Raw genomic sequence first — 22,461 nt, forward strand, 5'->3', positions numbered from 1 at the left:
CCGGGAGGGGAGGAGCCGTTCGCCGTGGAGGCCGGGACGTGGTGTCGACGCCTAGAAGTCCCAGTCCTCGTCCTCGGTGTTCACGGCCTTGCCGATCACGTAGGAGGAGCCGGAGCCCGAGAAGAAGTCGTGGTTCTCGTCCGCGTTGGGCGAGAGGGCCGACAGGATCGCGGGGTTCACATCGGTGACCTGCTTGGGGAACATCGGCTCGTAGCCGAGGTTCATCAGGGCCTTGTTGGCGTTGTAGTGCAGGAACTTCTTGACGTCCTCGGTCAGGCCGAGCTGGTCGTAGAGGTCCTGGGTGTACTGCGCCTCGTTGTCGTAGAGCTCGTAGAGCAGCGAGAACGTGTAGTCCTTGATCTCGTCGCGCTTGGCCTGGTCGACCAGCTCGAGTCCCTTCTGGAACTTGTAGCCGATGTAGTAGCCGTGCACGGCCTCGTCGCGGATGATCAGACGCACCAGGTCCGCGGTGTTGGTGAGCTTGGCGCGCGAGGACCAGTACATCGGCAGGTAGAAGCCCGAGTAGAAGAGGAACGACTCCAGCAGCGTGGAGGCGACCTTCCGCTTCAGCGGGTCGTCGCCGCGGTAGTAGTCCATGACGATGGACGCCTTCTTCTGCAGGTTCGGGTTCTCGACCGACCAGCGGAACGCCTCGTCGATGTCCTGGGTGTTCGACAGGGTCGAGAACACCGAGGAGTACGACTTCGCGTGCACCGACTCCATGAACGCGATGTTCGTGTAGACGGCCTCCTCGTGCGGGGTGAGCGCGTCGGGGATCAGCGAGACGGCGCCGACCGTGCCCTGGATGGTGTCGAGCAGGGTCAGGCCCGTGAACACGCGCATCGTGAGCTGCTGCTCGTCGTGGGTCAGCGTGTTCCACGACTGGATGTCGTTGGACAGCGGGACCTTCTCGGGCAGCCAGAAGTTGCTCGTGAGGCGGTTCCAGACCTCCACGTCCTTGTCGTCCTGGATGCGGTTCCAGTTGATGGCGTCGACGTGGCTGACCAGCTTGAGCTTCTCAGGGGGAGTCATGATCTCTTCTTCGTGCGGGTAGGTCGTTCGAGACTGTCGGGGGATCGACGGGGGACGTTACAGCATGCAGCTGACGCAGCCGTCGACCTCCGTGCCCTCCAGCGCGAGCTGGCGGAGACGGATGTAGTAGATGGTCTTGATGCCCTTGCGCCAGGCGTAGATCTGCGCGCGGTTGATGTCGCGGGTGGTCGCGGTGTCCTTGAAGAACAGCGTGAGCGAGAGGCCCTGGTCGACGTGCTGCGTCGCCGCGGCGTAGGTGTCGATGATCTTCTCGTAGCCGATCTCGTACGCGTCCTGGTAGTACTCCAGGTTGTCGTTCGTCATGAACGGCGCCGGGTAGTAGACGCGGCCGAGCTTGCCCTCCTTGCGGATCTCGATCTTCGACGCGATCGGGTGGATCGAGGACGTCGAGTTGTTGATGTACGAGATCGAGCCGGTCGGCGGGACGGCCTGCAGGTTCTGGTTGTAGATGCCGTGCTCCATGACCGAGGCCTTGAGCGCGCGCCAGTCGTCCTGGGTGGGGACGGCGATGCCGGCCTCGGAGAAGAGGCGGGAGACGCGCTCGGTGGCGGGCGCCCACTCCTTCTCGGTGTAGGTGTCGAAGAACTCGCCCGAGGCGTACTTCGAATCGGCGAAGCCCTCGAAGGTCGTGCCGCGCTCGATCGAGATGCTGTTCGATGCGCGCAGGGCGTGGAAGAGCACCGAGTAGAAGTAGATGTTGGTGAAGTCGATGCCCTCCTCGGACCCGTAGTGGATCCGCTCGCGGGCGAGGTAGCCGTGCAGGTTCATCTGGCCGAGGCCGATGGCGTGCGACTTGTCGTTGCCGTCCTCGATCGAGCGCACCGAGGTGATGTGCGACTGGTCGGACACCGAGGTGAGGCCGCGGATCGCGGTCTCGATGGTGCGGCCGAAGTCGGGCGAGTCCATCGTCAGCGCGATGTTCAGCGAGCCGAGGTTGCAGGAGATGTCCTTGCCGATGCTGTTGTAGGAGAGGTCCTCGTTGTAGGTCGTCGGGGTGTTGACCTGGAGGATCTCGGAGCACAGGTTGGACATGTTGATGCGGCCCTTGATCGGGTTCGCCTTGTTCACCGTGTCCTCGAACACGATGTAGGGGTAGCCCGACTCGAACTGGATCTCCGCGATGGTCTGGAAGAACTCGCGCGCCGAGATCTTGGTCTTCTTGATGCGCGGGTCGTCGACCATCTCGCGGTACTTCTCGGAGATCGAGATGTCGCCGAAGGGCAGGCCGTAGACGCGCTCGACGTCGTACGGGGAGAAGAGGTACATGTCCTCGTTGTTCTTCGCGAGCTCGAACGTGATGTCGGGCACGACGACGCCGAGGGAGAGCGTCTTGATGCGGATCTTCTCGTCGGCGTTCTCGCGCTTGGTGTCGAGGAAGCGCAGGATGTCCGGGTGGTGCGCCGAGAGGTACACCGCTCCCGCACCCTGGCGGGCGCCGAGCTGGTTCGCGTAGCTGAAGCTGTCCTCGAGGAGCTTCATCACGGGGATGATGCCGGAGGACTGGTTCTCGATCTGCTTGATTGGGGCGCCGGCCTCGCGGATGTTGGAGAGCGAGAGGGCGACGCCGCCGCCGCGCTTGGAGAGCTGCAGCGCGGAGTTGATGCCGCGGGCGATCGACTCCATGTTGTCCTCGATGCGGAGGAGGAAGCAGGAGACGAGCTCGCCGCGCTGCGCCTTGCCCGTGTTGAGGAAGGTGGGGGTCGCGGGCTGGAAGCGGCCGGCGACGATCTCCTCGACGAGGGCGATCGCGAGCTTCTCGTCGCCCTGGGCGAGCCCGAGGGCCGACATGACGACGCGGTCCTCGAAGCGCTCGAGGTAGCGCTTCCCGTCGAAGGTCTTCAGCGTGTACGACGTGTAGTACTTGAAGGCGCCGAGGAAGGTCGCGAAGCGGAACTTCTTCGAGTAGGCGAGGTCGTTCAGCTCCTGGATGAAGTCGAACGAGTACTGGTCGAGGACGGCCTTCTCGTAGTACTCCTTCTCGACCAGGTAGTCCAGGCGCTCCTTGAGGGAGTGGAAGAAGACCGTGTTCTGGTTGACGTGCTGCAGGAAGTACTCGCGCGCCGCCTCGCGGTCCTTGTCGAACTGGATCTCCCCGTTCGGGCCGTACAGGTTCAGCATCGCGTTGAGCGAGTGGTAGTCCATCTGCGCGGCGTCCCGGGGGGCGTCGATCACTGCTGCGTCCAAAACGAGTCCAATCCTTCGTCGACGGCGCGGACGTCGTCGGGTGTGCCGAATACTTCGAAACGGTAGAGATGCGGCACCTCGCACTTGCGGGCGATGATGTCGCCGGCGAGGCAGTAGGCCTCGCCGAAGTTGGTGTTGCCGGCGCCGATGACCCCGCGGAGCAGGGCGCGGTTGCGCGGGACGTTCAGGAAGCGGATGACCTGCTTGGGGACCGCTCCCCCGCCGTTGCCCCCGCCGTAGGTGGGGAGCACGAGCACGTACGGCTCGTCGACGTGGAGCGTGTCGACCGCGGCGCCGTCCCGCCGGGAGTGCAGGGGGATCTGCTGCGCGGGCCGCCCGAGCTTCTGCATGAAGCGGTGGGTGTTGCCCGAGCTGCTCGAGAAGTACACGAGTCCGCTCATCGCGCGCCTCCCCCGTCCTTCCGTCGTCCGCCCTCGCGGGCGCTTGCGGACCCGCTCCCGCGGATCCTCCGCCGGCCCGGGGCAGAACCTGCGCACCCGGACCGGCGAAGCTGTGTGCTCTGCTCCTGCCGCCGCATCACCGTCGGCACCTGCTCTGAGGCGGCTGGACGGTGAGCTGCAAGGCGGAGGAGGAAGCCGTAGCGGCGCTACGGCGCCTGACGACAACGCCGCAGATCGCCGTTCAGACGGCTCAGAGGGCGGAGATCTTGTCGGGGCGGAAGCCGGACCAGTGATCGTCGTCCGTGATGACGACCGGCGCCTGGAGGTAGCCGAGGGCCTTGACGGCGTCGAGGGCCTTCTCGTCGACGGAGAGGTCGAAGATCTCGTAGTCGATGCCCTTGCTGTCGAGGGCCCGGTAGGTCGCGGTGCACTGCACGCAGGAGGGCTTGGTGTAGACCGTCACAGCCATGGGTGTCGTCCTTTCGGAAGGAGGTGTCCCGAGGGCCGGATCCGGTGCCGCGCCGGGGGTCCGGGCGGGCGGGGAGGCGGTCGTGGGGAGTTCTGATGTGGAGTGGTGCGGGGCGCTCGGAGACCGAGCGGCGGTGCCGATGGGCCTCTCGGCCCGACCTGCTCAGCAATACTACATATAGTGGGCGGCCCGGCGGCAGCCCACTAGGAGTAGTAGTTACATCCGTGTAGTTATCCACCGGTCCTCCCCCGATCCATCCACAGGCCGGGGCCCGCGGACCCGCGGAAGGACGCGGATCTTCTGGAGTTATCCACCGCTGTGGACAGTCGCGATCCGTTCCCTGGGTACAACGCTCCCCGGCGTGTCGGCATGCCCGACATGCGGGTGCCGGGACGCACGCCGACCACTACATCTAGGGGTCGGGGTGCTGCGAGATCCATGGCTCGACGCTACGGCCGACCACCGACACCCGCGGGTGCGGACGGACGCCGTCGGAGTGGCCGCGGCGGGTCGCCACGCAGCCGTCACGCACCGCCCCGAGCACTCGGGCAGCCGCACCGGCAGGGCCGACACCGCCGTCACACGCCGTCAGGACGCGCGGCGCGCCAGCTCCGCCGCGACGGCCCGCAGGTGTGGCAGCGGATCGGCGATGGCCGCCGCCGCCGACCCCGCCGCCTCGGTGAGCGAGCCCGCCGCGGCGAACGCGGTGGTCGGCGCCTGGATCGCCCCGGCGACCAGCATCGCGCGGGCGCCCGCCGCCTCCGCCAGTCCGAGCAGGTAGGAGGGGACCTTGCCCGCCATCGACTGCGCGTCGAAGCGTCCCTCACCGGTGAGGACCACGTCCGCGCCCGCGACGAGGGCCGGCAGCCCGAGCGCATCGCCGACCGCGGCCGAGCCGGGAGCCAGCCGCGCGCCCCAGGCTAGCAGGCCGAAGCCGGTGCCGCCGGCCGCGCCGGTACCCGCCTCCTCCGGGTCGGCGTCCAGGTGCGCGGCGAGGTGGCGCAGGCCGTCGTCGAGGCGCAGCACGTCGTCGAGGCTCGCGCCCTTCTGCGGTCCGAAGACGTGCGCGGCCCCCGAGTCGCCGAGCAGCGGGTTCGTGACGTCGCTGAGGATCCGCGCGCCGCCGGCGGGGACCGGGCGCAGCGCGTGCCGGTCGACGACCGCGAGCTCGTGCAGCGCGCCGCCGCCGTCGCCGAGCTCGTGCCCGGCCACCGTGAGGAAGCGCGCGCCGAGCTCGCGCAGCGCCCCGACGCCGCCGTCGGTGGACGAGCTGCCGCCGATCGCGAGCAGCAGCGCCTGCGCGCCGGCGTCGAGCGCGGCGGCGATCGCCCGGCCGAAGCCGCGGGTGTGCGCGGTGAGCGGGCGCAGCGGATCGAGCAGCGTGATGCCGCTCGCGGAGGCGAGCTCGACGACCGCGGTTCCGTCCGGCAGCAGCAGCCAGGCCGTCTCGACGGGGCGGTCGTCGGGCCCGACCACGGTGAGCGCGTGGCGCTCCGCCTCCGGCACCGCGACCGCGAACGCGTCGACCGTGCCCTCGCCGCCGTCGGCCATCGGCGCGAGCACCAGCTCGTCGTCCGGCCGCTCGCCGCGCCAGCCCTCGGCGAGCGCCTCCGCCACCTCGACGGCGGTCGCCGACCCCTTGAAGGAGTCGGGCGCGATGATCACTCTCTGGGCTCCGCTGCTCATGCGCTCCAGTCTGGCAGCGGTGCGCTCGCCGGGTCGGCCTGTGGAGAACTCGAGCGGGGAGGGCTCGGGACCGGGCACTCTGCTGCGATGCGTCGACCTGCACCTCTCCCCCGCGAGCTCGAAGGACGGCCGTTCTCGACCGCTCGCGCCGGCACGGAAGGGGTATCGGGCGCCCGGCTGAGAGCAGCGGACCTCGAGGCTCCCTTCTCGGGGGTCCGCGTGCCGCGAGGATCGGCGACGACCGTCGCGGCGCGCGCGTGGGCGCTCTCGACCGTGCTCGGAGACGGCGTCGTCTTCAGTCACCTCACCGCCGCCAGGCTCTGGCCGCTCGAGCTGCCGCGCGAACAGGACAATGAGCCGCTCCATGTGGCCGTCCGCCACCCGGGGCGAGCGCCGAGGCGCCGCGGCGTGGTCGGCCACGCGATCGCGGATCCGGAGGTGCGCGCCGTGGTCCGGCACGGGCTCCGGTTGACCGACGGCGCGAGCCTGTTCTGCCACCTCGCGCCGATCCTCCGACTCGAGGACCTGGTGGCGGTCGGCGACGCGCTCGTCCGCGAGCCCTTCCGCCAGGCCGCGGGCGATCACCGGCCGTGGGTCGCCCGCGGCGCCCTCGAGGCTCGCGTCGCCGCGTACCGCGGACCGGGAGCTCCCGCTGCCAGGCGGGCGCTCACCCTCGTCCGCTCAGGTGCGGAGTCGCGGAAGGAGACGGAGTTCCGGCTGGCGCTCCTCGAGGCGGGCCTGCCCGAGCCGGAGCTCCAGGTCCCGGTGCACGACGCGGCCGGCTTCATCGGCCGGCTGGACACGCTCTACCCGCGCTGGAAGGTCGGCGGCGAGTACGAGGGCGACCAGCACCGCACGGACCGCGTGCAGTGGGACCGCGACCTGATCCGCTACGAGCGCCTCGCGGCCGCCGGCTTCTCGATCGTCCGCATCGCCGCGGCCTCGTTCCTGCGCGACCCCGCAGGTTGCGCCGCCCGCGTCCGCGCCCGCCTCCTCGACGCGGGCTGGCGCCCGGACCCCTGACCCGTTCGCCACTTTCTGCTGCTTCGGCCCCCGACCTGTGATCCGTTCGCCGCTTTCCGTTGCTTCGCCCCCCGCATTCCAGCAGAAAGTGCCGAATGGCCGGCCGTGCTCCGGCAACCCGCCCGCGGGTCTCCGCGCGGCGAGCCGCAAGGCGGAGGAGGGCGCGATACCGGCGGTATCGCAACCGACGACAACGCCGCGGATCGCCGTGCGGACACCCACCGACCCGCGGGGCTCCGCGCGGTCGGATGCAAGGCGGAGGAGGAAGCGATACCGGCGGTATCGCGCCCGACGACAACGCCGCAGGCGGCCGTGCGGAGGCGCGCGGGCCTACAGGGGGGTGGCGAGGCGGAAGCCGCGCTTGATCACCGTGGCGACGAGGCGCGGCTCCGGGAGGGCCTGGCGGAGGCGGCTGATGGCGACGTCGACGGCGTGGTCGTCGAGGGGCTCGGGGGCGGCGGCGGCGAGGACGGCGCGGGCGACGGTGGCGCCCTCGGCGGCCACGAGGGTGCGGAAGAGGGCGAGGGCGACGGGGGTGAGGGCGACGCGCGTCCCGGCGAGCAGGGCGTGCCGGCCGCGCAGCTCGAGGGGGCCGTAGTCGGTGTCGAGGCGGGGGGCGGACTGCTCGAGGTGCTCGCAGGTGAGGCGGATGAGCGCGCCCATCCGGAAGCGGTCGGGGACGATCGGCAGGATCTGCGCCTCGACGAGGGGTGCGGCGGTGACCGGGCCGACGGCGGCCGCGACGACGGTCTCGCGGAAGGCGGCCTGGAGCTCGTCGAGCCGGCCGGCCGCCTCCGCGACGGTGAACAGCGCCTCGACGGCGGGCGCACTGGTGAAGGTGACGGCGTCGAGGCCGCCGCAGCAGATCGCCTCGATCAGTCGGAGGACGCGGGCCGAGTCCTCGTGGGCGCTCCAGCGGTAGGGGGCGGCGGTGAGGACGGTCGCGCCGGCGTCGGTGAGGCGCTGCAGCTGCGCCGGGTCGGTGAAGCCGTGCAGCTGGACCGCGACGGTGCGGCCGGCGGCGCCCTCGCGCAGGGCCAGGTCGACGAGGGAGGTGGTGGTCTCGCGCTCGCTCATGCCGTGGTCGTCGAGGCCGGCGGCGCGGATCGCCCCGCGCGCCTTCGGGCCGCGGACGAGGATCCGGGCGTCGGAGAGCGCGTCGGTCAGGTCGTCGCCGAGGCCGGCGGCGTCGGCCGCCTCGAGCCAGCGGCGCATGCCGTAGGAGGTGGTCGCGAGCAGGACATCGGGGCGCGCCGCGACGATCGCGCGGGTCTCCGCCTCGAGGACGCCCTCGGTGTCGACGCCGCGCATACGGATGGTGGGGGCGTGGGTGACGTCGGCGCCGCGGCGCTCGAAGGCGGCGATCAGGTCCTCGGAGCGGCGGTCGGAGGTGACGCCGATGCGGAAGCCGACGAGCTGGTCGGCCCGGAAGCCGGGCGACGCGGCGTCGGCGTCGGACCCGTCGGCGCCGGGAGCGGCGGTCGCGACGGCACCGGTCGCCTCACCGCTCGCCTCGGTGCCGGTCATCAGCGGCCCCCTCGGGCGGTCACAGGGTGAGCGCATCGACCGCGCGGGCGATGCTCTCGGGATCCTGAGCATCATCGCACGCCGCCTGGCGCACGACCTCGCCGATGACGATGACCGCGGGCGAGCGCGGCGCCAGCTCGGCGAGCAGGCCGAGCACCCCGCCGACGGAGGAGACCGTGGTGCGCTGGGCGTGCGACCAGCCGCGCTCGACGATCGCCAGCGGCATGCCGGCCGGCATCCCGGCGCGCTGCAGCCCCGCGACGAGGTGCGGGAGCGTGTTCACGCCCATCAGCACGACCAGCGTCCCGCCGAGCCCGGCCAGGTGCCCGAGCTCCTCCTCGCTGAACGGCGCGTGGCCCGAGACCACGGTGAACGCGCGGCTGACCTCGCGGTGGGTGACCGGGATGCCGGCCGCGGCGGGCACCGAGATCGCGCTGGTGACGCCGGGGACGATCGTGAACGGGACGCCGGCGACGCGGCAGGCGCGCACCTCCTCCGACCCGCGGCCGAAGACGAACGGGTCGCCGCCCTTCAGCCGGACGACGTCGAGCCCGTCGAGGGCGCGGGAGACCATCAGCCGCTCGATCTCGTGCTGCGGCACGGCGTGGTGGCCGGGGGTCTTGCCGACGTCGATCAGCTCGGCGCCGGGCGCCCAGTCGGCGAGGCCGTCGTGCGGGCCGAGGCGGTCGAAGAGCACGACGTCGGCCTCGCGGAGGGCCCGGTGCGCGGCGAGCGTCATCAGCTCGGGGTCGCCGGGTCCGCCGCCGACGATGCTCACACGGCCGACGGAGCGGCACTCGGCCGGCTCCTCGTCGACGACCCAGACGCCGTGGCGGGCGGCCTCCGCGGCCGCGGCCGAGCGGAGGGACGCGGCCCCCTCGACCCAGGCGAGCAGGGCGGGACGGGCCGCGGGCAGGAGCGACGCGGAGGCGAGGCGCAGGCACACCGCGTCGTCCGCGTCCCAGCGCTCGACCCGCGCGCCGGCCGCGCGGTAGCGCGCGAGGACGCGGCGGGTGCCGACGACGCCGCCGACGACGAGGACGCGGCGGCCGGTGAGGTCGACGGAGAGCTGCATCACGCCTCCGATCCGGGCACGGCGGAGGCGGCGGAGGCGGAGGACCCCGCGGAGCCGGAGGGAGCGAACGGCGCGAGCGTCGCGGGTGCCGGCACCGACGCCGACGGCCCCACCACCGAGACCGCGCCCGGCCCGATCGGGATCGACGTCCCGGCCACGAGCACCGGCCCGTCCGAGCGCTCGTCGCGCCCCGCCGGCCGGCTCTGCCCGCGCTCACGCACGGTGCTCACCCGCGGATCCGCGGTGTCGGGCGCGTTGACGAAGGAGCGGAAGCGCCGCAGCCGGTCCGGGTCCGCGAGCGTCGCCGCCCACTCGTCCACGTAGGTGTCGACGTGGGTCGCCATCGCCGCCTCCAGCTCGGCCGCGATCCCGAGCGAGTCCTCGCAGACCACCTCCTTGACGTGGTCGAGGCCGCCGGGCAGGTCCTCCTGCCAGCGTGCGGTCCGCTGCAGCCGCTCGGCGGTGCGGACGTAGTACATGACGTAGCGGTCGATGTAGCGCACGAGCGTCTCGTCGTCGAGGTCCTGCGCGAGCAGCTGGGCGTGGGCGGGCTGGTAGCCGCCGTTGCCGCCCACGTAGAGGTTCCAGCCGGTGTCGGTCGCGATCACGCCGATGTCCTTCCCGCGCGCCTCGGCGCACTCCCGGGCGCAGCCGCTGACCCCGAGCTTGAACTTGTGCGGCGAGCGCAGGCCGCGGTAGCGCTCCTCCAGGAAGATCGCCATGCCGACAGCGTCCTGCACGCCGTAGCGGCACCAGGTCGAGCCGACGCAGGACTTCACGGTGCGCAGCGACTTGCCGTAGGCCTGGCCCGACTCCATCCCGGCGTCGACGAGGATGCGCCAGATCTCGGGGAGCTGCTCGAGGCGGGCGCCGAACATGTCGATCCGCTGGCCGCCGGTGATCTTCGTGTACAGGCCGTACTGCTCGGCGACCTCGGCGATCACCTTGAGCTTCGCCGGCGTGATCTCGCCGCCCGGCACCCGCGGGACGACGGAGTAGGTGCCGTCCTTCTGCATGTTGGCGAGCGCGCGGTCGTTGGTGTCCTGGAGCGGCGCCTGGCCGGCGTCGAGGATGTAGCCGTTGGTCTGGGTCGCGAGCACGGAGGCGATCACCGGCTTGCAGACGTCGCAGCCCAGGCCCGAGCCGAAGCGCTCCATCACCTGCTCGGCCGAGGACAGGCCGAGGATCCGGACCGACTCGAACAGCTCGCTCCGGCTGAGCGAGACGTGCTCGCAGAGCGCGCGCGACACCTCGACGCCGGCGCGGGTCAACTCGGTGTCGAGCAGCTTCTTCACCAGCGGCACGCAGGAGCCACACTGGGTGCCGGCGCGGGTGCAGGCCTTCAGCGGGCCGAGCTCGGTGCAGCCCTCGCCGATCGCGTGGCGGACGTCGCCGACGGAGACGTTGTTGCAGGAGCAGAGCTGAGCGTCGTCGGGCAGGTCGCCCGAGGGCGCCTCGCCGCCGGCCGCCGCGAGGTAGGCGCTGGGCTCCGCGGGAAGCTCGCGGCCGAGCAGCGGGCGGAGCGAGGAGTAGGGGCCTGCGTCGCCGACGAACATGCCGCCCAGCAGGGTGCGCGCGTCGTCCGAGACGACGATCTTCTGGTAGAGCCCGCGGGCGGGGTCGGCGTAGACGACCTCGAGCGCTCCCTCCCCCGCGCCGAGCGCGTCGCCGAAGCTGGCGACCTCGACCCCGGAGAGCTTGAGCTTGGTGGCGTCGTCGACGCCGGGGAAGGTCGCGTCGCCGCCCAGCAGGCGGTCGGCGACGACCTCGGCCATCGCGTTGGCCGGGGCGACGAGGCCGACGGTGCGGCCGTCGATCGCGGCGACCTCGCCGATCGCCCAGACGTGCGGGCGGCTGGTTCGGCAGGCCTCGTCGACGACGACGCCGCCGCGGGGCGCGACCTCGATGCCGACCGCGCGGGCGAGCTCGTCGCGCGCCGTGATGCCGATCGAGAAGACGACCATGTCGGCGCCGATGCTGGTGCCGTCGGTCATCGTGACGCCGAGCACCGTGCCCTGCGGCGAGGTGAGGACGGCCGTGGGGCGGTTGCCGAGGTGCAGGGTGACGCCCTGCGCGGCGATGATGCGGCCGAGCGCCTGCCCCGCGCCCTCGTCGAGCTGGGCGCTCATCAGCCAGCGGCCGGAGTGGATCAGCGCGGTGCGCGCGCCGAGCCGGTGCGCGCCGCCCGCGGCCTCGAGGCCGAGGAGGCCGCCGCCGACCACCACGACGCTCGCCGGGCGGCCGCGGCGGGCGCGGAAGGCGGCGAGGTCGGCGACGAGGCCGTCGACGTCCTCGAGGGTGCGGTAGACGCGGCCGTGCTCGGCGCCCTCGATCGGCGGCACGGTGGCGGAGGAGCCGGTGGCCAGCACGATCTCGTCGCCCTCGAACCAGCGGCCGTCGGCGAGCTGCACGCGGCAGCGCTCGGGATCGAGCGCGACGACGCGGGAGGAGGTGACGAGCGTCGCCGCCTCCCAGAGCGCGCCGTCGCCGAGGGTGAGGTCGGTCATCCCCTCGAGGCGCTTGGAGAGGGAGACGCGGTCGTAGGGGTGGTGCGCCTCCTCGCCGAAGACGGTGATCGCGAGGGCGGTGGCGCCGGCGCGGGCGACGAGCGCGTCGACCAGGCGGTGGGCGGCGGGGCCGGCGCCGACGACGAGCACGCGTCGGGGGCCGGTGGGGGTCGCTCCTCGGGATGTCATGGGCTCCACCGTAGGCAGGCGCGGTTTCGCCCCCGTTGCCCCTGCGTAACGTCGTGTGACCGACCTCTCACGACAGCGGACCGGCATCGTGAGGGCTTCGTTACGCCCGTGACTCCGGAGGGGTGCTCCCGCGAAACCTGCGCTCTCTACCGTGGGGCTCACCGCCGCCGACCGGCCGCGGGCAGCACTCCTCTCGGAAGGCGGGACGATGACCCTCCTCGATCAGCAGGTCACCGCCGGCCCCGCGACGGCCCGCACCGCTCCGGCCGCGACCTGGGTCCCCGTCTGCAACCGGCTCGAGCTCGAGCCGCTCTGGGGCGAGGCCGCGCTCGTCGGCGGCGTGCAGCTCGCGCTGTTCCTCCTCCCCGACGGCCGCGTCTTCGCCGTCTCGAACCTCGACCCGGCGACCGGCGCGGCCGTGCTCTCCCGGGGCATCGTCGGCTCTCGCGCGGTCGACGGCGTGCAGCGGGCGACGATCGCCTCACCCCTGCACAAGGACGTCTTCGACCTCGAGACGGGCGTCTGCTACACCTCGCCGCGGCTGCACCTCGCCACCTGGAGCGTGCGGGAGACGGGCGGAGTGATCGAGGTCGCCCAGCGGACCGCGCTGGTCTGCGCCTCGCACGGCACCTCCGACGACGACGGCCGCACCGCGGTCGCCGCGCTGGTCCAGGCGGTCCGCGAGGCGAACCCCGCGGCGGACGTCCTCGACTCTTTCGTCGACGTGCAGCAGCCCGACGTTCCGGCCTCCCTCGGCACCCTCGAGCCCGACCGCCCGGCCGTCGTCGTGCCGCTGCTGCTCTCGGCCGGCTACCACGTGCACATCGACCTCGCCGAGGCCGCGGCGGAGGCGGACCGCCCCGTCCGCGTGACCGGCGCCCTGGGCCCGGATCCGCGGCTCGCCCGCGTGCTGGCCCGGCGGCTGCGCGAGGCGGGACTCGCCGACGGCGACCGCGTCGTTCTGGCCGCGGCCGGCTCGAGCGACGCCGGCGCGGTCGCCGACTGCTGGGCCACCGGCCGCCTCCTGGCCGCCGAGCTCGGCCGCGAGGTCGCCGTCTCCTTCATCTCGGCCGCCGAGCCGCGCGTCCCGGAGGCGGTGGCCGCCGAGCGCGCCGCCCACCCCGGCGCCCGCGTGCTCGTCTCCACCTACCTCCTCGCCCCCGGCTACTTCGCCTCGCTCGCCGCCTCGGCGGGAGCCGACCTCGCCACCGCCCCGCTGCTCACCGCCGTCGACCCGCCCGCGCGCGAGCTGGTCGACATCGTCTCCGAGCTCTTCGGCCGCAGCGCCTAGGCGCCCGGCCGCTCGACCCTCTCTCGCCCCACACTCTCGCCCCGCTCTCTCCCCGCACTCTCTTCGGCGCGCCCGCGCCCACTCCCCGGAGGATCCGATGACTGCTGCACCGCCCACCACCGCCCCCGCCACCACGAGCGCCGCGACGACCACCCCGTCGGGCATCACCCGCCGCCCCGGCCGCTGGATCGACGGCTGGAACCCCGAGGACCCCGCGCAGTGGCAGGCGGAGGGGAGACAGGTCGCCGGCCGCAACCTGCGCTGGTCGATCTTCGCCGAGTTCCTCGGCTTCGTCGTCTGGCAGCTCTGGTCGGTCGTGGTCGTCCAGCTGCCCGCGGCCGGCTTCGACTTCAGCACCGGCGAGATCTTCTGGCTGATCTCGATGCCGAGCCTCGTCGGCGCGACGCTGCGGATCCCGTACACCTTCATGGTCCCCCGCTTCGGCGGGCGCAACTGGACGATCGTGTCGGCCGGGCTCCTGCTCATCCCGAGCATCGGACTCGCGCTCGCGGTGGGGAACCCGGACACGCCCTTCGGCGTGATGCTCCTCGTCGCGGCGCTGGCCGGCTTCGGCGGCGGCAACTTCGCCAGCTCGATGGCCAACATCACGTTCTTCTACCCGCACGCCCAGAAGGGCTACGCGCTCGGCCTGAACGCCGCGGGCGGCAACCTCGGCGCCTCGGTGGCGCAGCTCATCGTGCCGATCGCCGTCACGATCGGCGCCGCGGCCACGGTCAATCTGCCGCTCGCCGGCCTGATCTGGGTGCCGCTGATCATCGTCGCGATGATCGGGGCCTGGAAGCGGATGGACAACCTCTCGACCGCGAAGGCCGACGTCGCCGCCTCGCTCGCCGCGCTGCGCGAGCCGCACCTCTGGCTGCTGGCGGTGCTCTACATCGGCACCTTCGGCTCGTTCATCGGCTTCGCGGGCGTCTTCCCGAAGCTCATCGCCGACACCTTCCCCGAGTTCTCGCAGTTCTCCGTCGGCTCCGCGACGCTGACCCTCGCCTTCCTCGGCGCCCTGGTCGGCTCGCTCTCGCGGCCCTACGGCGGCCGTCTCGCCGACCGCTTCGGCGGGGCACCCGTGACGATCGCCGCGTTCGTCGCCATGGGCGCCGGCATCCTCTTCGTCATCACGACGCTGCCGCTCGGCAGCTTCTGGCTCTTCCTCGCCGGCTTCCTCGTGCTGTTCGCCTCGGCGGGCATCGGCAACGGCGCGACCTACCGGATGATCCCGACCGTCTTCGCCCTCCGCGCCCGGCAGAAGGGCGACGACGGGGTCGGCGCTCAGCGCACCGCGGCCGCAGCCCTCGGCCTGATCTCGGCGATCGGCGCCTACGGCGGCTTCGTCATCCCGCAGCTGCTCGGCTACTCGAAGACGACCTTCGGCGACTACACGACGGCGCTCGGCTGGTTCGTCGCGGCCTACGCGGTGATGCTCGCGATCACGGCGGGCGTCTACCTCCGCCTGGCCGCGAAGACCGGGACCCGGATCTGACGATGACCGCCGCTCCCGCCCCGACCGACTCGCACTGCCCGTACTGCGCCCTGCAGTGCGCGATGACGCTGACCCGGGTCGACGATCCGACGCCGGTGAGCATCGCGGGGCGGGAGTTCCCGACCAACCGGGGCGGGCTCTGCGCGAAGGGCTGGACGGCCGCCGAGCTGCTCGCGAGCGGGCAGCGGCTGCGGGCGCCGCTGATGCGCGGATCGGGCGGCACCTTCGTCGAGGTCTCCTGGGACGAGGCGCTCGACGCGGTCGCGGCGGCCGTCACGAAGGCTCAGGAGCGGCACGGAGCGGACGCGGTCGCGGTCTTCGGCGGCGGCGGGCTGACCAACGAGAAGGCCTACCAGCTGGGGAAGTTCGCCCGGATCGCGCTCGGCACCTCGCGGATCGACTACAACGGCCGGTTCTGCATGTCCTCGGCCGCCGCCGCCGGCAACCGGGCCTTCGGCGTCGACCGCGGGCTGCCGTTCCCGGTGACCGACCTCGACGAGGCCGACACGATCCTCCTGCTCGGCTCGAACGTCGCGGCGACCATGCCGCCCTTCCTGGCGCACCTGGCCGGCGCGCGCTCGCGCGGCGGGCTGATCGTCGTCGATCCGCGCCGCTCCGCCACCGCCCGGCTCACCGAGGACGGCGCCGGGCTGCACCTGCAGCCCGCGCCGGGCACCGACCTCGCGCTGCTGCTCGGCCTCACCCACCTCGTGCTCGCCGAGGAGCTGGCCGACCGCGACTACCTCGCCGCGCGCACGACCGGGTTCGACGCGGTGCGCCGCAGCGTCGCGTCCTGGTGGCCGGAGCGCACCGCCTCCGTCACCGGCGTGCCGGCCGAGCTGCTCCGCCGCACCGCACGCCGCCTCGCCGCCGGTCGCGCCTTCGTGCTGACCGGCCGCGGCGTCGAGCAGCACGTGGACGGCACCGACACCGCCACCGCCGCCATCAACCTCGCGCTCGTGCTCGGGCTGGTCGGGCGGCCGGGCTCCGGCTACGGCACCCTCACCGGCCAGGGCAACGGCCAGGGCGGCCGCGAGCACGGGCAGAAGGCCGACCAGCTGCCGGGCTACCGCTCGATCCGCGATCCGGAGGCGCGGCGCCACGTCGCCGGCGTCTGGGGCGTGGATCCGTCGACGATCCCCGGGCCGGGGCTGCCGGCCGTCGCGCTGCTCGGCGAGCTCGGCCGCTCGGTGCACTGCCTGCTCGTGCACGGCTCGAACGTCGTCGTCTCCGCGCCCGACGTCGACGCGGTGCGGGCCGGGCTGTCCGCGCTGGACACGCTGGTCGTCTGCGACTTCTTCCTCTCCGAGACCGCGGCGCTGGCCGACATCGTGCTGCCGGTGCCGCAGTGGGCGGAGGAGGAGGGGACGATGACCTCGCTCGAGGGCCGCGTCCTGCGCCGCCGTCGCGCGCTCGACCCGCCCGCCGGCGTCCGCAGCGAGCTGTGGATCCTGAGCGAGCTCGCCCGCCGCCTCGCCGCGCCCTCGACCTGGTCGACCGAACCGGCCGAGGTGTTCGACGAGCTGGCCCGCGCCTCGGCCGGCGGCGTCGCGGACTACTCCGGGCTCTCCCACGCGCTGCTCGACACGGGACTCGCCGCGTATTGGCCGTACCCCGCCGGCAGCACCGGCACTCCGCGGCTCTTCGGCGAGCGCTTCGGCCACGCCGACGGCCGGGCCAGGATGGTCGCGGTCAGCACCGCTCCCCCGGCGCCGGTCGACGTCGGCGCCGAGCTGACGCTGATCACCGGCCGCTACCTGCAGCAGTACCAGTCGGGCACGCAGACCCGGCGGGTCGCCGAGCTCGACGCGGCACGGCCCGAGGCGCGGCTGGAGATCCACCCGGCCACCGCCTCCCGGCTCGGCGTGCGCGACGGCGGGCCGGTCTCGGTCGGCAACGCGCGCGGAGTGGTGCGGGCGCGCGCGAGCGTCACGGCCGACATCCGGCACGACACGGTCTTCCTGCCGTTCCACTACGCGGGCGAGCAGTGCGCCAACCTGCTGACCGAGGCGGTCGTCGATCCGATCTCCTCGATGCCGGAGTTCAAGCGGACGCGGGTCTGGATCCGCGCGGAAGGGGTGCTCGATGTCTGAGCCGATGACGGCCGAGAACGGGATCGCCGCGCCCGAGCGGGTCGTCCTGCTCGGCTACGGGCCGGTGGGCGCGCGCTTCGTCGAGGAGCTGCTGCCGGCCGTCCGCGCCGGATCGGTCGCGCTGACCGTGGTCGGCGCGGAGCCGGCCGACGCCTACAACCGCGTGCTGCTCGCCGAGTACGCCGTCGGGCGGGCGACCCGCGAGCGCCTCGACCTCGGTGACCGCGCCACGGCCGAGGCGGCCGGCGTGGTCTTCCGGCTCGGTGCCGCCGCCGTCGGCCTCGACCGCGCGCGCGGAGTCGTCCGCCTGCACGACGACGAGCGCCTCCCCTACGACCGCCTGGTCTTCGCGACCGGGGCCCGGGCGAACGTGCCGACCCTCGCCGGGATGGAGCGCGCGCGGCGCGACCGGCGGGTGCGCTCGGCACTGCCCGCGACTCTCGATCAGGGCGCGAGCCCGCTGCCCGAGCGTGTCGTCGCGCTGCGCGACCTCGACGACGCGCACGTCGTGCTCGACGCGGTGCGCGCCCGCTCCCGCATCGTGGTGCTCGGCGCCGGAGTGCTCGGGGTCGAGTTCGCGCTCGCCGCCGCCGAGCAGGGCGCCGACGTCGTGGTCGTGTATCACGGCGACATCCCGATGGGGCGGAACCTCGATCACGGCGGCGGGCGGATGCTCGCCGCGGCCGCCCGCGCCGCCGGCGTCGATATGGTGTCGCACGCCCGCTCGGAGAGCATCCTGCTCGCCCACGACGACCTCGGCCGCGCGCACTTCCAGGCGCTGGTCTGCGCGGACGGCAAGCAGATCGAGGGCGATCTGCTCGTGCTCTCCTGCGGTGTCGGGGCGCGCACCGAGCTCGCGGCGAGCGCCGACCTCGCGGTCTCGACCGGCATCCTCGTCGACGAGCACCAGCGCAGCTGGACGGACCCGCGCGTCTTCGCGATCGGCGACTGCGCTCACGTCGCGGCCCGCGGCTCGGCGCTGCCGGACGGGCGTGTGCCGGGCGGGCCGAGCGGCCTGATCGGCCCGGGCTGGCAGCAGGCCGACCGCCTCGCGGCCCGCATCGCGGCGGAGGCGGCAGGCCGCCTCGCCGACGAGCGCGTGCCGGCGGCGCGCCCCGCCGTGGTGATGCTGAAAGCCGAGGGCGTCGACCTGGTGGCGGGCGGCGATCCGACGGCCGAGCCCTGGGACGCCTGCGACGGCGCCCCGCACCCCGAGGTCACCGTCTGGGCGGATCCCGCCCGGGGCGGCTACGCGAAGCTCGTGACGGTCGGCGGTGTGCTGCGCGGCTTCGTCTCGGTCGGCCTGCCGCGCGTCGGCGCGGAGCTGACGCTGCTGTTCGAGCGCGGCTCCGAGCTGCCGGCCGACCGCTCGAGCCTGCTGCGCCTCGACGCCCCGGACGCGGGCGCGGCCCCGACCGGCGACCCGTTCGCTCCCGACGCCACCGTCTGCTGGTGCAACGGCGTCTCGGCGGGCGCGATCTCCGAGGCGGCCGCCGCGGGCCACGACACCGTCGCCTGCATCGGCGCGGCCACCCGGGCCGGCACCGGCTGCGGCGGCTGCACGGGCCGGATCGCGGAGCTGCTGGCCCGCACGGCCGTCCCGGCCTGACGCGGAGGGCGCCGACGTCCTGGGCGTCGTGCGCGCATCGATCCCGGACGGCTCGGCGCGCTCGAGCACCCGGTGGCGTCAGCGGCCGCCCACGACGGCGAAGGCCCGCACCGGGAAGGTGCCGAAGCCGCGCACCTTCGGCGGCACCGCGGTGAAGCGTGCTCCGGTCGCGGGCAGGGCGTCCAGGCCCGTGAGGTGCTCGACCACGGGCACCCCCGCGGCGAGGAGGAGGCTGTGCGCGGGCCGCTCGCGCGAGCCCTCGACGTCGTCGATGTTCAGCGAGTCGATGCCGACGAGCACCGCGCCGGCGTCGATCAGCGCCTGCGCCCCGGCCGCCGTGAGGAAGGGCGCGCCGGCTGCGTACTCGGGCGTGGCGAAGTGCGCGTCCCAGCCGGTCGAGAGCAGGACCGCGGCGCCGGAGACGTCGACGCCGTCGAACGCGTCGCTGTCGATCCCGCGCCCGCCGGCCGCCCGCGCGTCGACGACGACGGCGGGGAGGTCGACCAGCGTCTCGAGGTCGAGCCCGGCCAGGTCGGTGCCGCCTGAGTAGCGGTGGAACGGGCTGTCCAGGTAGGTGCCGGTGTTGCCGATCATCTCGATGACGTCCAGCGCGAACTCGGTGCCCGGGGCGTAGGCGGCGCGCGACTCCTCGCGGGTGAGGTGCGGCCGGATCCGCGGCGCGGGCAGCCCGGGGTAGGTCACCAGCCCGTCCGCGACGGTGTGGCTGAGGTCGACGAGGCGGCGCGCGGAGGAGGTCATGCCTCCGATCGTGCCAGTGGCAGGATCACCGCGCCCCTCGAGGAACTGCCAACCCTCGCGCGAATATGGCCAGCCGTCGGCCACCTCGGGCACGCGGAACGACCTCCGGCACGCGGAAACAACCGGATCCGGCGAGCCGAACCGCGAACCACGAGCCGAACATGCCCGGTTGAGCGCCGAGCGCACCTCCGGCTCGCTGAAGCACCTCCGGCACGCGGAAGCACCTCCGGCTCGCGGAATCCGCCGACTCCTGCGAGCCGGAGACGATTCCGCGAGCCGGAGGTGCGAGCAGACGCCGAGGCGTCGCCGAGCGGAGGCCGACCCGGCCGCGCCGCTACTTCTTCGGCAGCGCCGCCGCGAGGTCCGCGATCAGATCGCTCGCGTCCTCGATGCCGACGGAGAGCCGCACCAGCGACTCCGACACCTCGAGCGGCGTGCCCTTGACCGACGCGTGGGTCATCTCGCTCGGGTAGCCGATCAGCGACTCCACGCCGCCCAGCGACTCCGCCAGCTGGAACAGCTCGGTCGACTCCGCGAACTTGCGCGCCGCGCGCGGTGTGGCCAGCTCGACGGAGAGCATGCCGCCGAAGCCCGACATCTGGCGCTTCGCCAGCTCGTGGCCCGGGTGCGAGGGCAGGCCCGGGTAGTGCACGGCGGTCACGGCGGAGTGCCCGGCCAGGAACTCGGCGACCGCCTGAGCGTTCTTGGAGTGGCGCTCCATCCGGATCGCGAGCGTCTTGATGCCGCGCACGGTCAGCCAGGCGTCCATCGGGCTCGAGATCGCGCCGACCGCGAACTGCAGGAAGGCCACCTTCTCCGCGAGCGGGCCGGAGCGCAGCGCGAGCGCCCCGCCGACCACGTCCGAGTGCCCGCCGAGGTACTTCGTCGTCGAGTGCACGACCACGTCGGCGCCGAGCGCGAGCGGCTGCTGCAGCGCCGAGGAGGCGAAGGTGTTGTCGACGACCACGATCAGGTCGTGCGCGTGCGCCAGGTCGGCCAGCTCCGCGATGTCGCTGATGGTCATCAGCGGGTTCGACGGCGTCTCGACCCAGAGCATCTTCGTCTCGCCGGGGCGGATCGCGTGCTGCACCTCGCGCAGGTTCGACATGTCGACCGCGGTGTTGCTGATGCCCCAGGCCGCGTGCACCCGGTCGATCAGCCGGTGGCTTCCGCCGTACGCGTCGTTGCCGAGCACGATGTGGTCGCCGGGAGCGAGCGCCGCGCGGATCAGGGTGTCCTCGGCGGCGAGGCCGGACGAGAACGAGTAGGCGACGTCGGCGCCCTCGAGCGAGGCGATCAGCTCCTGCAGCGAGTCGCGGGTCGGGTTCGCCGAGCGGGCGTACTCGTAGCCGCCGCGGAAGCCGCCGATCCCGTCCTGGACGAAGGTCGACGTCATGTAGACGGGCGGGACGACGGCGCCGGTGGTCGGGTCGAACTCCTGACCGGCGTGGATGGCGCGGGTGTCGAAGTGCTGCTTCTTGGGCATGATCGCGGGGCTTTCCTGGTCGAGGGGGTGGAGAAGAAGGGAGGGGGGTGGCGCTCAGGCCGTCGCGAAGGACAGGAGGTCCTGCCGGGTGATCACGGCGACGGGCTTGCCCTCGTCGGTGACGAGCAGGGCGTTCGCCTCGCTCAGCGCGGCGCGGGCCGCCGTGATGCTCTCACCGAGACCGATCAGCCTGAGCGCGTCGCCGGCGGAGGCGCCGATCGGATCGGTCATCGACGTCGCGCCGCTGAAGACGCGGTCGAGCAGCTCGCGCTCGTCGACCGCTCCGACGACCTCGCCCATCACCACGGGCGGCTCGGCGGTGAGGACGGGCAGCTGCGAGACACCGTAGGTCGTCATGATCTCGATCGCGTCCCGGACGGTGTCGCTGGGGTGCACGTGCACGAGGGCCGGCAGGTCGCCCGTGCTGGGGTTCGCGGCCCGCGCCGAGAGGACGTCGCGGACGGTGCCCTCCTCGCGGTGCTCGAGGAAGCCGTAGGAGCGCATCCAGCGGTCGTTGAAGATCTTGCCGAGGTAGCCGCGCCCGCCGTCGGGCAGCAGCACGACGACCACGTCGTCGGGACCGAGCTCGGCGGCGGCCTTGAGCGCGACCGAGACGGCGAGGCCGCTCGAGCCGCCGACCAGCAGGCCCTCCTCGCGGGCGAGCCGCCGGGTCATCGCGAAGGACTCCGCGTCGCTCGAGGCGATGATCCGGTCGACCACGCTCGGGTCGTAGGCGCTCGGCCAGAAGTCCTCGCCGACGCCCTCGGTCAAGTACGGACGCCCGCCGCCGCCGGAGTAGACCGAGCCCTCGGGGTCGGCGCCGACGATCTGCACGCGGCCCTCCGACACCTCCTTGAGGTAGCGGCCGACGCCGCTGATGGTGCCGCCGGTGCCGACGCCCGCCACGAAGTGCGTCAGCTTCCCGGCGGTGTCGCGCCAGATCTCGGGGCCGGTGGTCTCGTAGTGGCTGAGCGGTCCGTTGAGGTTCGCGTACTGGTTGGGCTTGAAGGCACCCGGGATCTCCCGCGCGAGGCGGTCGGAGACGGAGTAGTAGGAGTCCGGGTCCTCGGGAGCGACGGCCGTCGGCGTGACGACGATCTCGGCGCCGTAGGCGGTGAGCACGTTCCGCTTGTCCTCGCCGACCTTGTCGGGCAGGACGAACACGCAGCGGTAGCCGCGCTGCTGCGCGACGAGGGCCAGGCCGATGCCGGTGTTGCCGCTGGTCGGCTCGACGATGGTGCCGCCGGGCTTCAGGAGTCCGTCGCGCTCGGCCGCGTCGATGATGCGGGTCGCGATGCGGTCCTTGGACGAGCCGCCGGGGTTGAGGTACTCCACCTTGACCAGGACGGTGGCCTGCACGCCCGAGGCGACCGGGCCGAGCTTCACGAGCGGGGTGTCGCCGATCAGGTCGAGCACCGAATCGGCGTACGCCATCCCGGTGTCCGGGCGTGCGGGAAGGGCTCGATCGAGGGTCATGCGGCCAGCGTATCAACCGCGGATCGGCGGATGACGGGGGTCGCCGAGACCCCCGGACGCGGCCCCGGTGCGGTCCGCAGGAGAGTGGTTCAGCGCAGAGGAGTGCCCTATCGTGGGGGTCCTCGCGTCACCGCC

The 22,461-nt window shown here is 73.1% G+C and carries 16 protein-coding genes; 5 read left to right on the forward strand and 11 right to left on the reverse strand.

Features of this window, described 5'->3' with window-relative positions; genetic code table 11:
• Window positions 1-51: 51 nt before the first annotated feature.
• The 5 genes from nrdF to EDF22_RS12645 form a co-directional block, all read right to left on the reverse strand.
• Window positions 52-1,032: a class 1b ribonucleoside-diphosphate reductase subunit beta gene (nrdF, locus tag EDF22_RS12625; protein ID WP_123447769.1), complete on the reverse strand. Its 981-nt coding sequence runs from the start codon at window positions 1,030-1,032 to the stop codon at window positions 52-54.
• 57 nt (window positions 1,033-1,089) lie between these two features.
• Complete coding sequence (nrdE, locus tag EDF22_RS12630) at window positions 1,090-3,195, reverse strand: class 1b ribonucleoside-diphosphate reductase subunit alpha (protein ID WP_123447869.1); 2,106 nt, start codon at window positions 3,193-3,195, stop codon at window positions 1,090-1,092.
• A 26-nt stretch (window positions 3,196-3,221) separates the two neighbouring features.
• The gene (nrdI, locus tag EDF22_RS12635; protein WP_123447770.1) at window positions 3,222-3,638 is read right to left on the reverse strand and encodes a class Ib ribonucleoside-diphosphate reductase assembly flavoprotein NrdI; all 417 of its coding nucleotides are present in this window, start codon (window positions 3,636-3,638) and stop codon (window positions 3,222-3,224) included.
• Between the two features lie 250 nt (window positions 3,639-3,888).
• Window positions 3,889-4,107 carry a glutaredoxin-like protein NrdH gene (gene nrdH / locus EDF22_RS12640; RefSeq protein WP_123447771.1) on the reverse strand — a complete coding sequence of 73 codons (219 nt, stop codon included), beginning with the start codon at window positions 4,105-4,107 and terminating at the stop codon, window positions 3,889-3,891.
• A gap of 588 nt (window positions 4,108-4,695) precedes the next feature.
• The gene (locus tag EDF22_RS12645; RefSeq protein ID WP_123705255.1) at window positions 4,696-5,793 is read right to left on the reverse strand and encodes a glycerate kinase; all 1,098 of its coding nucleotides are present in this window, start codon (window positions 5,791-5,793) and stop codon (window positions 4,696-4,698) included.
• 219 nt (window positions 5,794-6,012) lie between these two features.
• Between EDF22_RS12645 and EDF22_RS12650 the strand changes: the two genes are divergently transcribed.
• Entirely contained in the window at window positions 6,013-6,816 is an 804-nt protein-coding gene (locus EDF22_RS12650; RefSeq protein WP_221180924.1) for a hypothetical protein, read from the forward strand.
• 330 nt (window positions 6,817-7,146) lie between these two features.
• Here the strand turns inward: EDF22_RS12650 and EDF22_RS12655 are convergent, their stop codons facing one another.
• The 3 genes from EDF22_RS12655 to nirB are packed head-to-tail and all read right to left on the reverse strand — an operon-like array spanning window position 7,147 to window position 12,114.
• A complete protein-coding gene (locus EDF22_RS12655) occupies window positions 7,147-8,343 on the reverse strand; it encodes a uroporphyrinogen-III synthase (RefSeq protein WP_123705256.1) in 1,197 nt (398 codons plus the stop codon).
• Window positions 8,344-8,362: 19 nt separating this feature from the next.
• Window positions 8,363-9,418, reverse strand: coding sequence for a uroporphyrinogen-III C-methyltransferase (gene cobA, locus EDF22_RS12660; protein WP_123705257.1), 1,056 nt, complete (start codon window positions 9,416-9,418; stop codon window positions 8,363-8,365).
• Window positions 9,418-12,114, reverse strand: a complete 2,697-nt coding sequence (gene nirB / locus EDF22_RS12665; protein ID WP_123705258.1) for a nitrite reductase large subunit NirB — start codon at window positions 12,112-12,114, stop codon at window positions 9,418-9,420. The genes cobA and nirB overlap by 1 nt, the downstream gene beginning before the upstream one ends.
• 208 nt (window positions 12,115-12,322) lie before the next feature.
• Between nirB and nirD the strand changes: the two genes are divergently transcribed.
• From nirD to EDF22_RS12685, 4 genes are all read left to right on the forward strand, one after another.
• Window positions 12,323-13,405, forward strand: a complete 1,083-nt coding sequence (gene nirD, locus EDF22_RS12670; RefSeq protein WP_123705259.1) for a nitrite reductase small subunit NirD — start codon at window positions 12,323-12,325, stop codon at window positions 13,403-13,405.
• A 97-nt stretch (window positions 13,406-13,502) separates the two neighbouring features.
• Window positions 13,503-14,903, forward strand: coding sequence for an MFS transporter (locus EDF22_RS12675; RefSeq protein ID WP_123705260.1), 1,401 nt, complete (start codon window positions 13,503-13,505; stop codon window positions 14,901-14,903).
• A gap of 2 nt (window positions 14,904-14,905) precedes the next feature.
• Window positions 14,906-16,996 (forward strand): molybdopterin oxidoreductase family protein, encoded by a 2,091-nt coding sequence (locus EDF22_RS12680; RefSeq protein WP_123705261.1) that lies wholly within the window; start codon window positions 14,906-14,908, stop codon window positions 16,994-16,996.
• A complete protein-coding gene (locus EDF22_RS12685) occupies window positions 16,989-18,605 on the forward strand; it encodes an NAD(P)/FAD-dependent oxidoreductase (protein WP_260303444.1) in 1,617 nt (538 codons plus the stop codon). Before EDF22_RS12680 ends, EDF22_RS12685 begins: the two co-directional genes overlap by 8 nt.
• Before the next feature lie 78 nt (window positions 18,606-18,683).
• Here the strand turns inward: EDF22_RS12685 and EDF22_RS12690 are convergent, their stop codons facing one another.
• The 3 genes from EDF22_RS12690 to EDF22_RS12700 all read right to left on the reverse strand — a co-directional run bounded on the left by EDF22_RS12690 (window position 18,684) and on the right by EDF22_RS12700 (window position 22,284).
• Window positions 18,684-19,364: a cyclase family protein gene (locus EDF22_RS12690; RefSeq protein ID WP_123705263.1), complete on the reverse strand. Its 681-nt coding sequence runs from the start codon at window positions 19,362-19,364 to the stop codon at window positions 18,684-18,686.
• Window positions 19,365-19,698: 334 nt separating this feature from the next.
• The gene (locus tag EDF22_RS12695) at window positions 19,699-20,850 is read right to left on the reverse strand and encodes a cystathionine gamma-synthase (protein ID WP_123447781.1); all 1,152 of its coding nucleotides are present in this window, start codon (window positions 20,848-20,850) and stop codon (window positions 19,699-19,701) included.
• Window positions 20,851-20,904: 54 nt separating this feature from the next.
• Window positions 20,905-22,284: a cystathionine beta-synthase gene (locus EDF22_RS12700; RefSeq protein WP_123447782.1), complete on the reverse strand. Its 1,380-nt coding sequence runs from the start codon at window positions 22,282-22,284 to the stop codon at window positions 20,905-20,907.
• Window positions 22,285-22,461 lie beyond the last annotated feature (177 nt).

This window comes from Rathayibacter sp. PhB127, assembly GCF_003751665.1.
In the GTDB taxonomy this organism is placed as follows: domain Bacteria; phylum Actinomycetota; class Actinomycetes; order Actinomycetales; family Microbacteriaceae; genus Rathayibacter; species Rathayibacter festucae.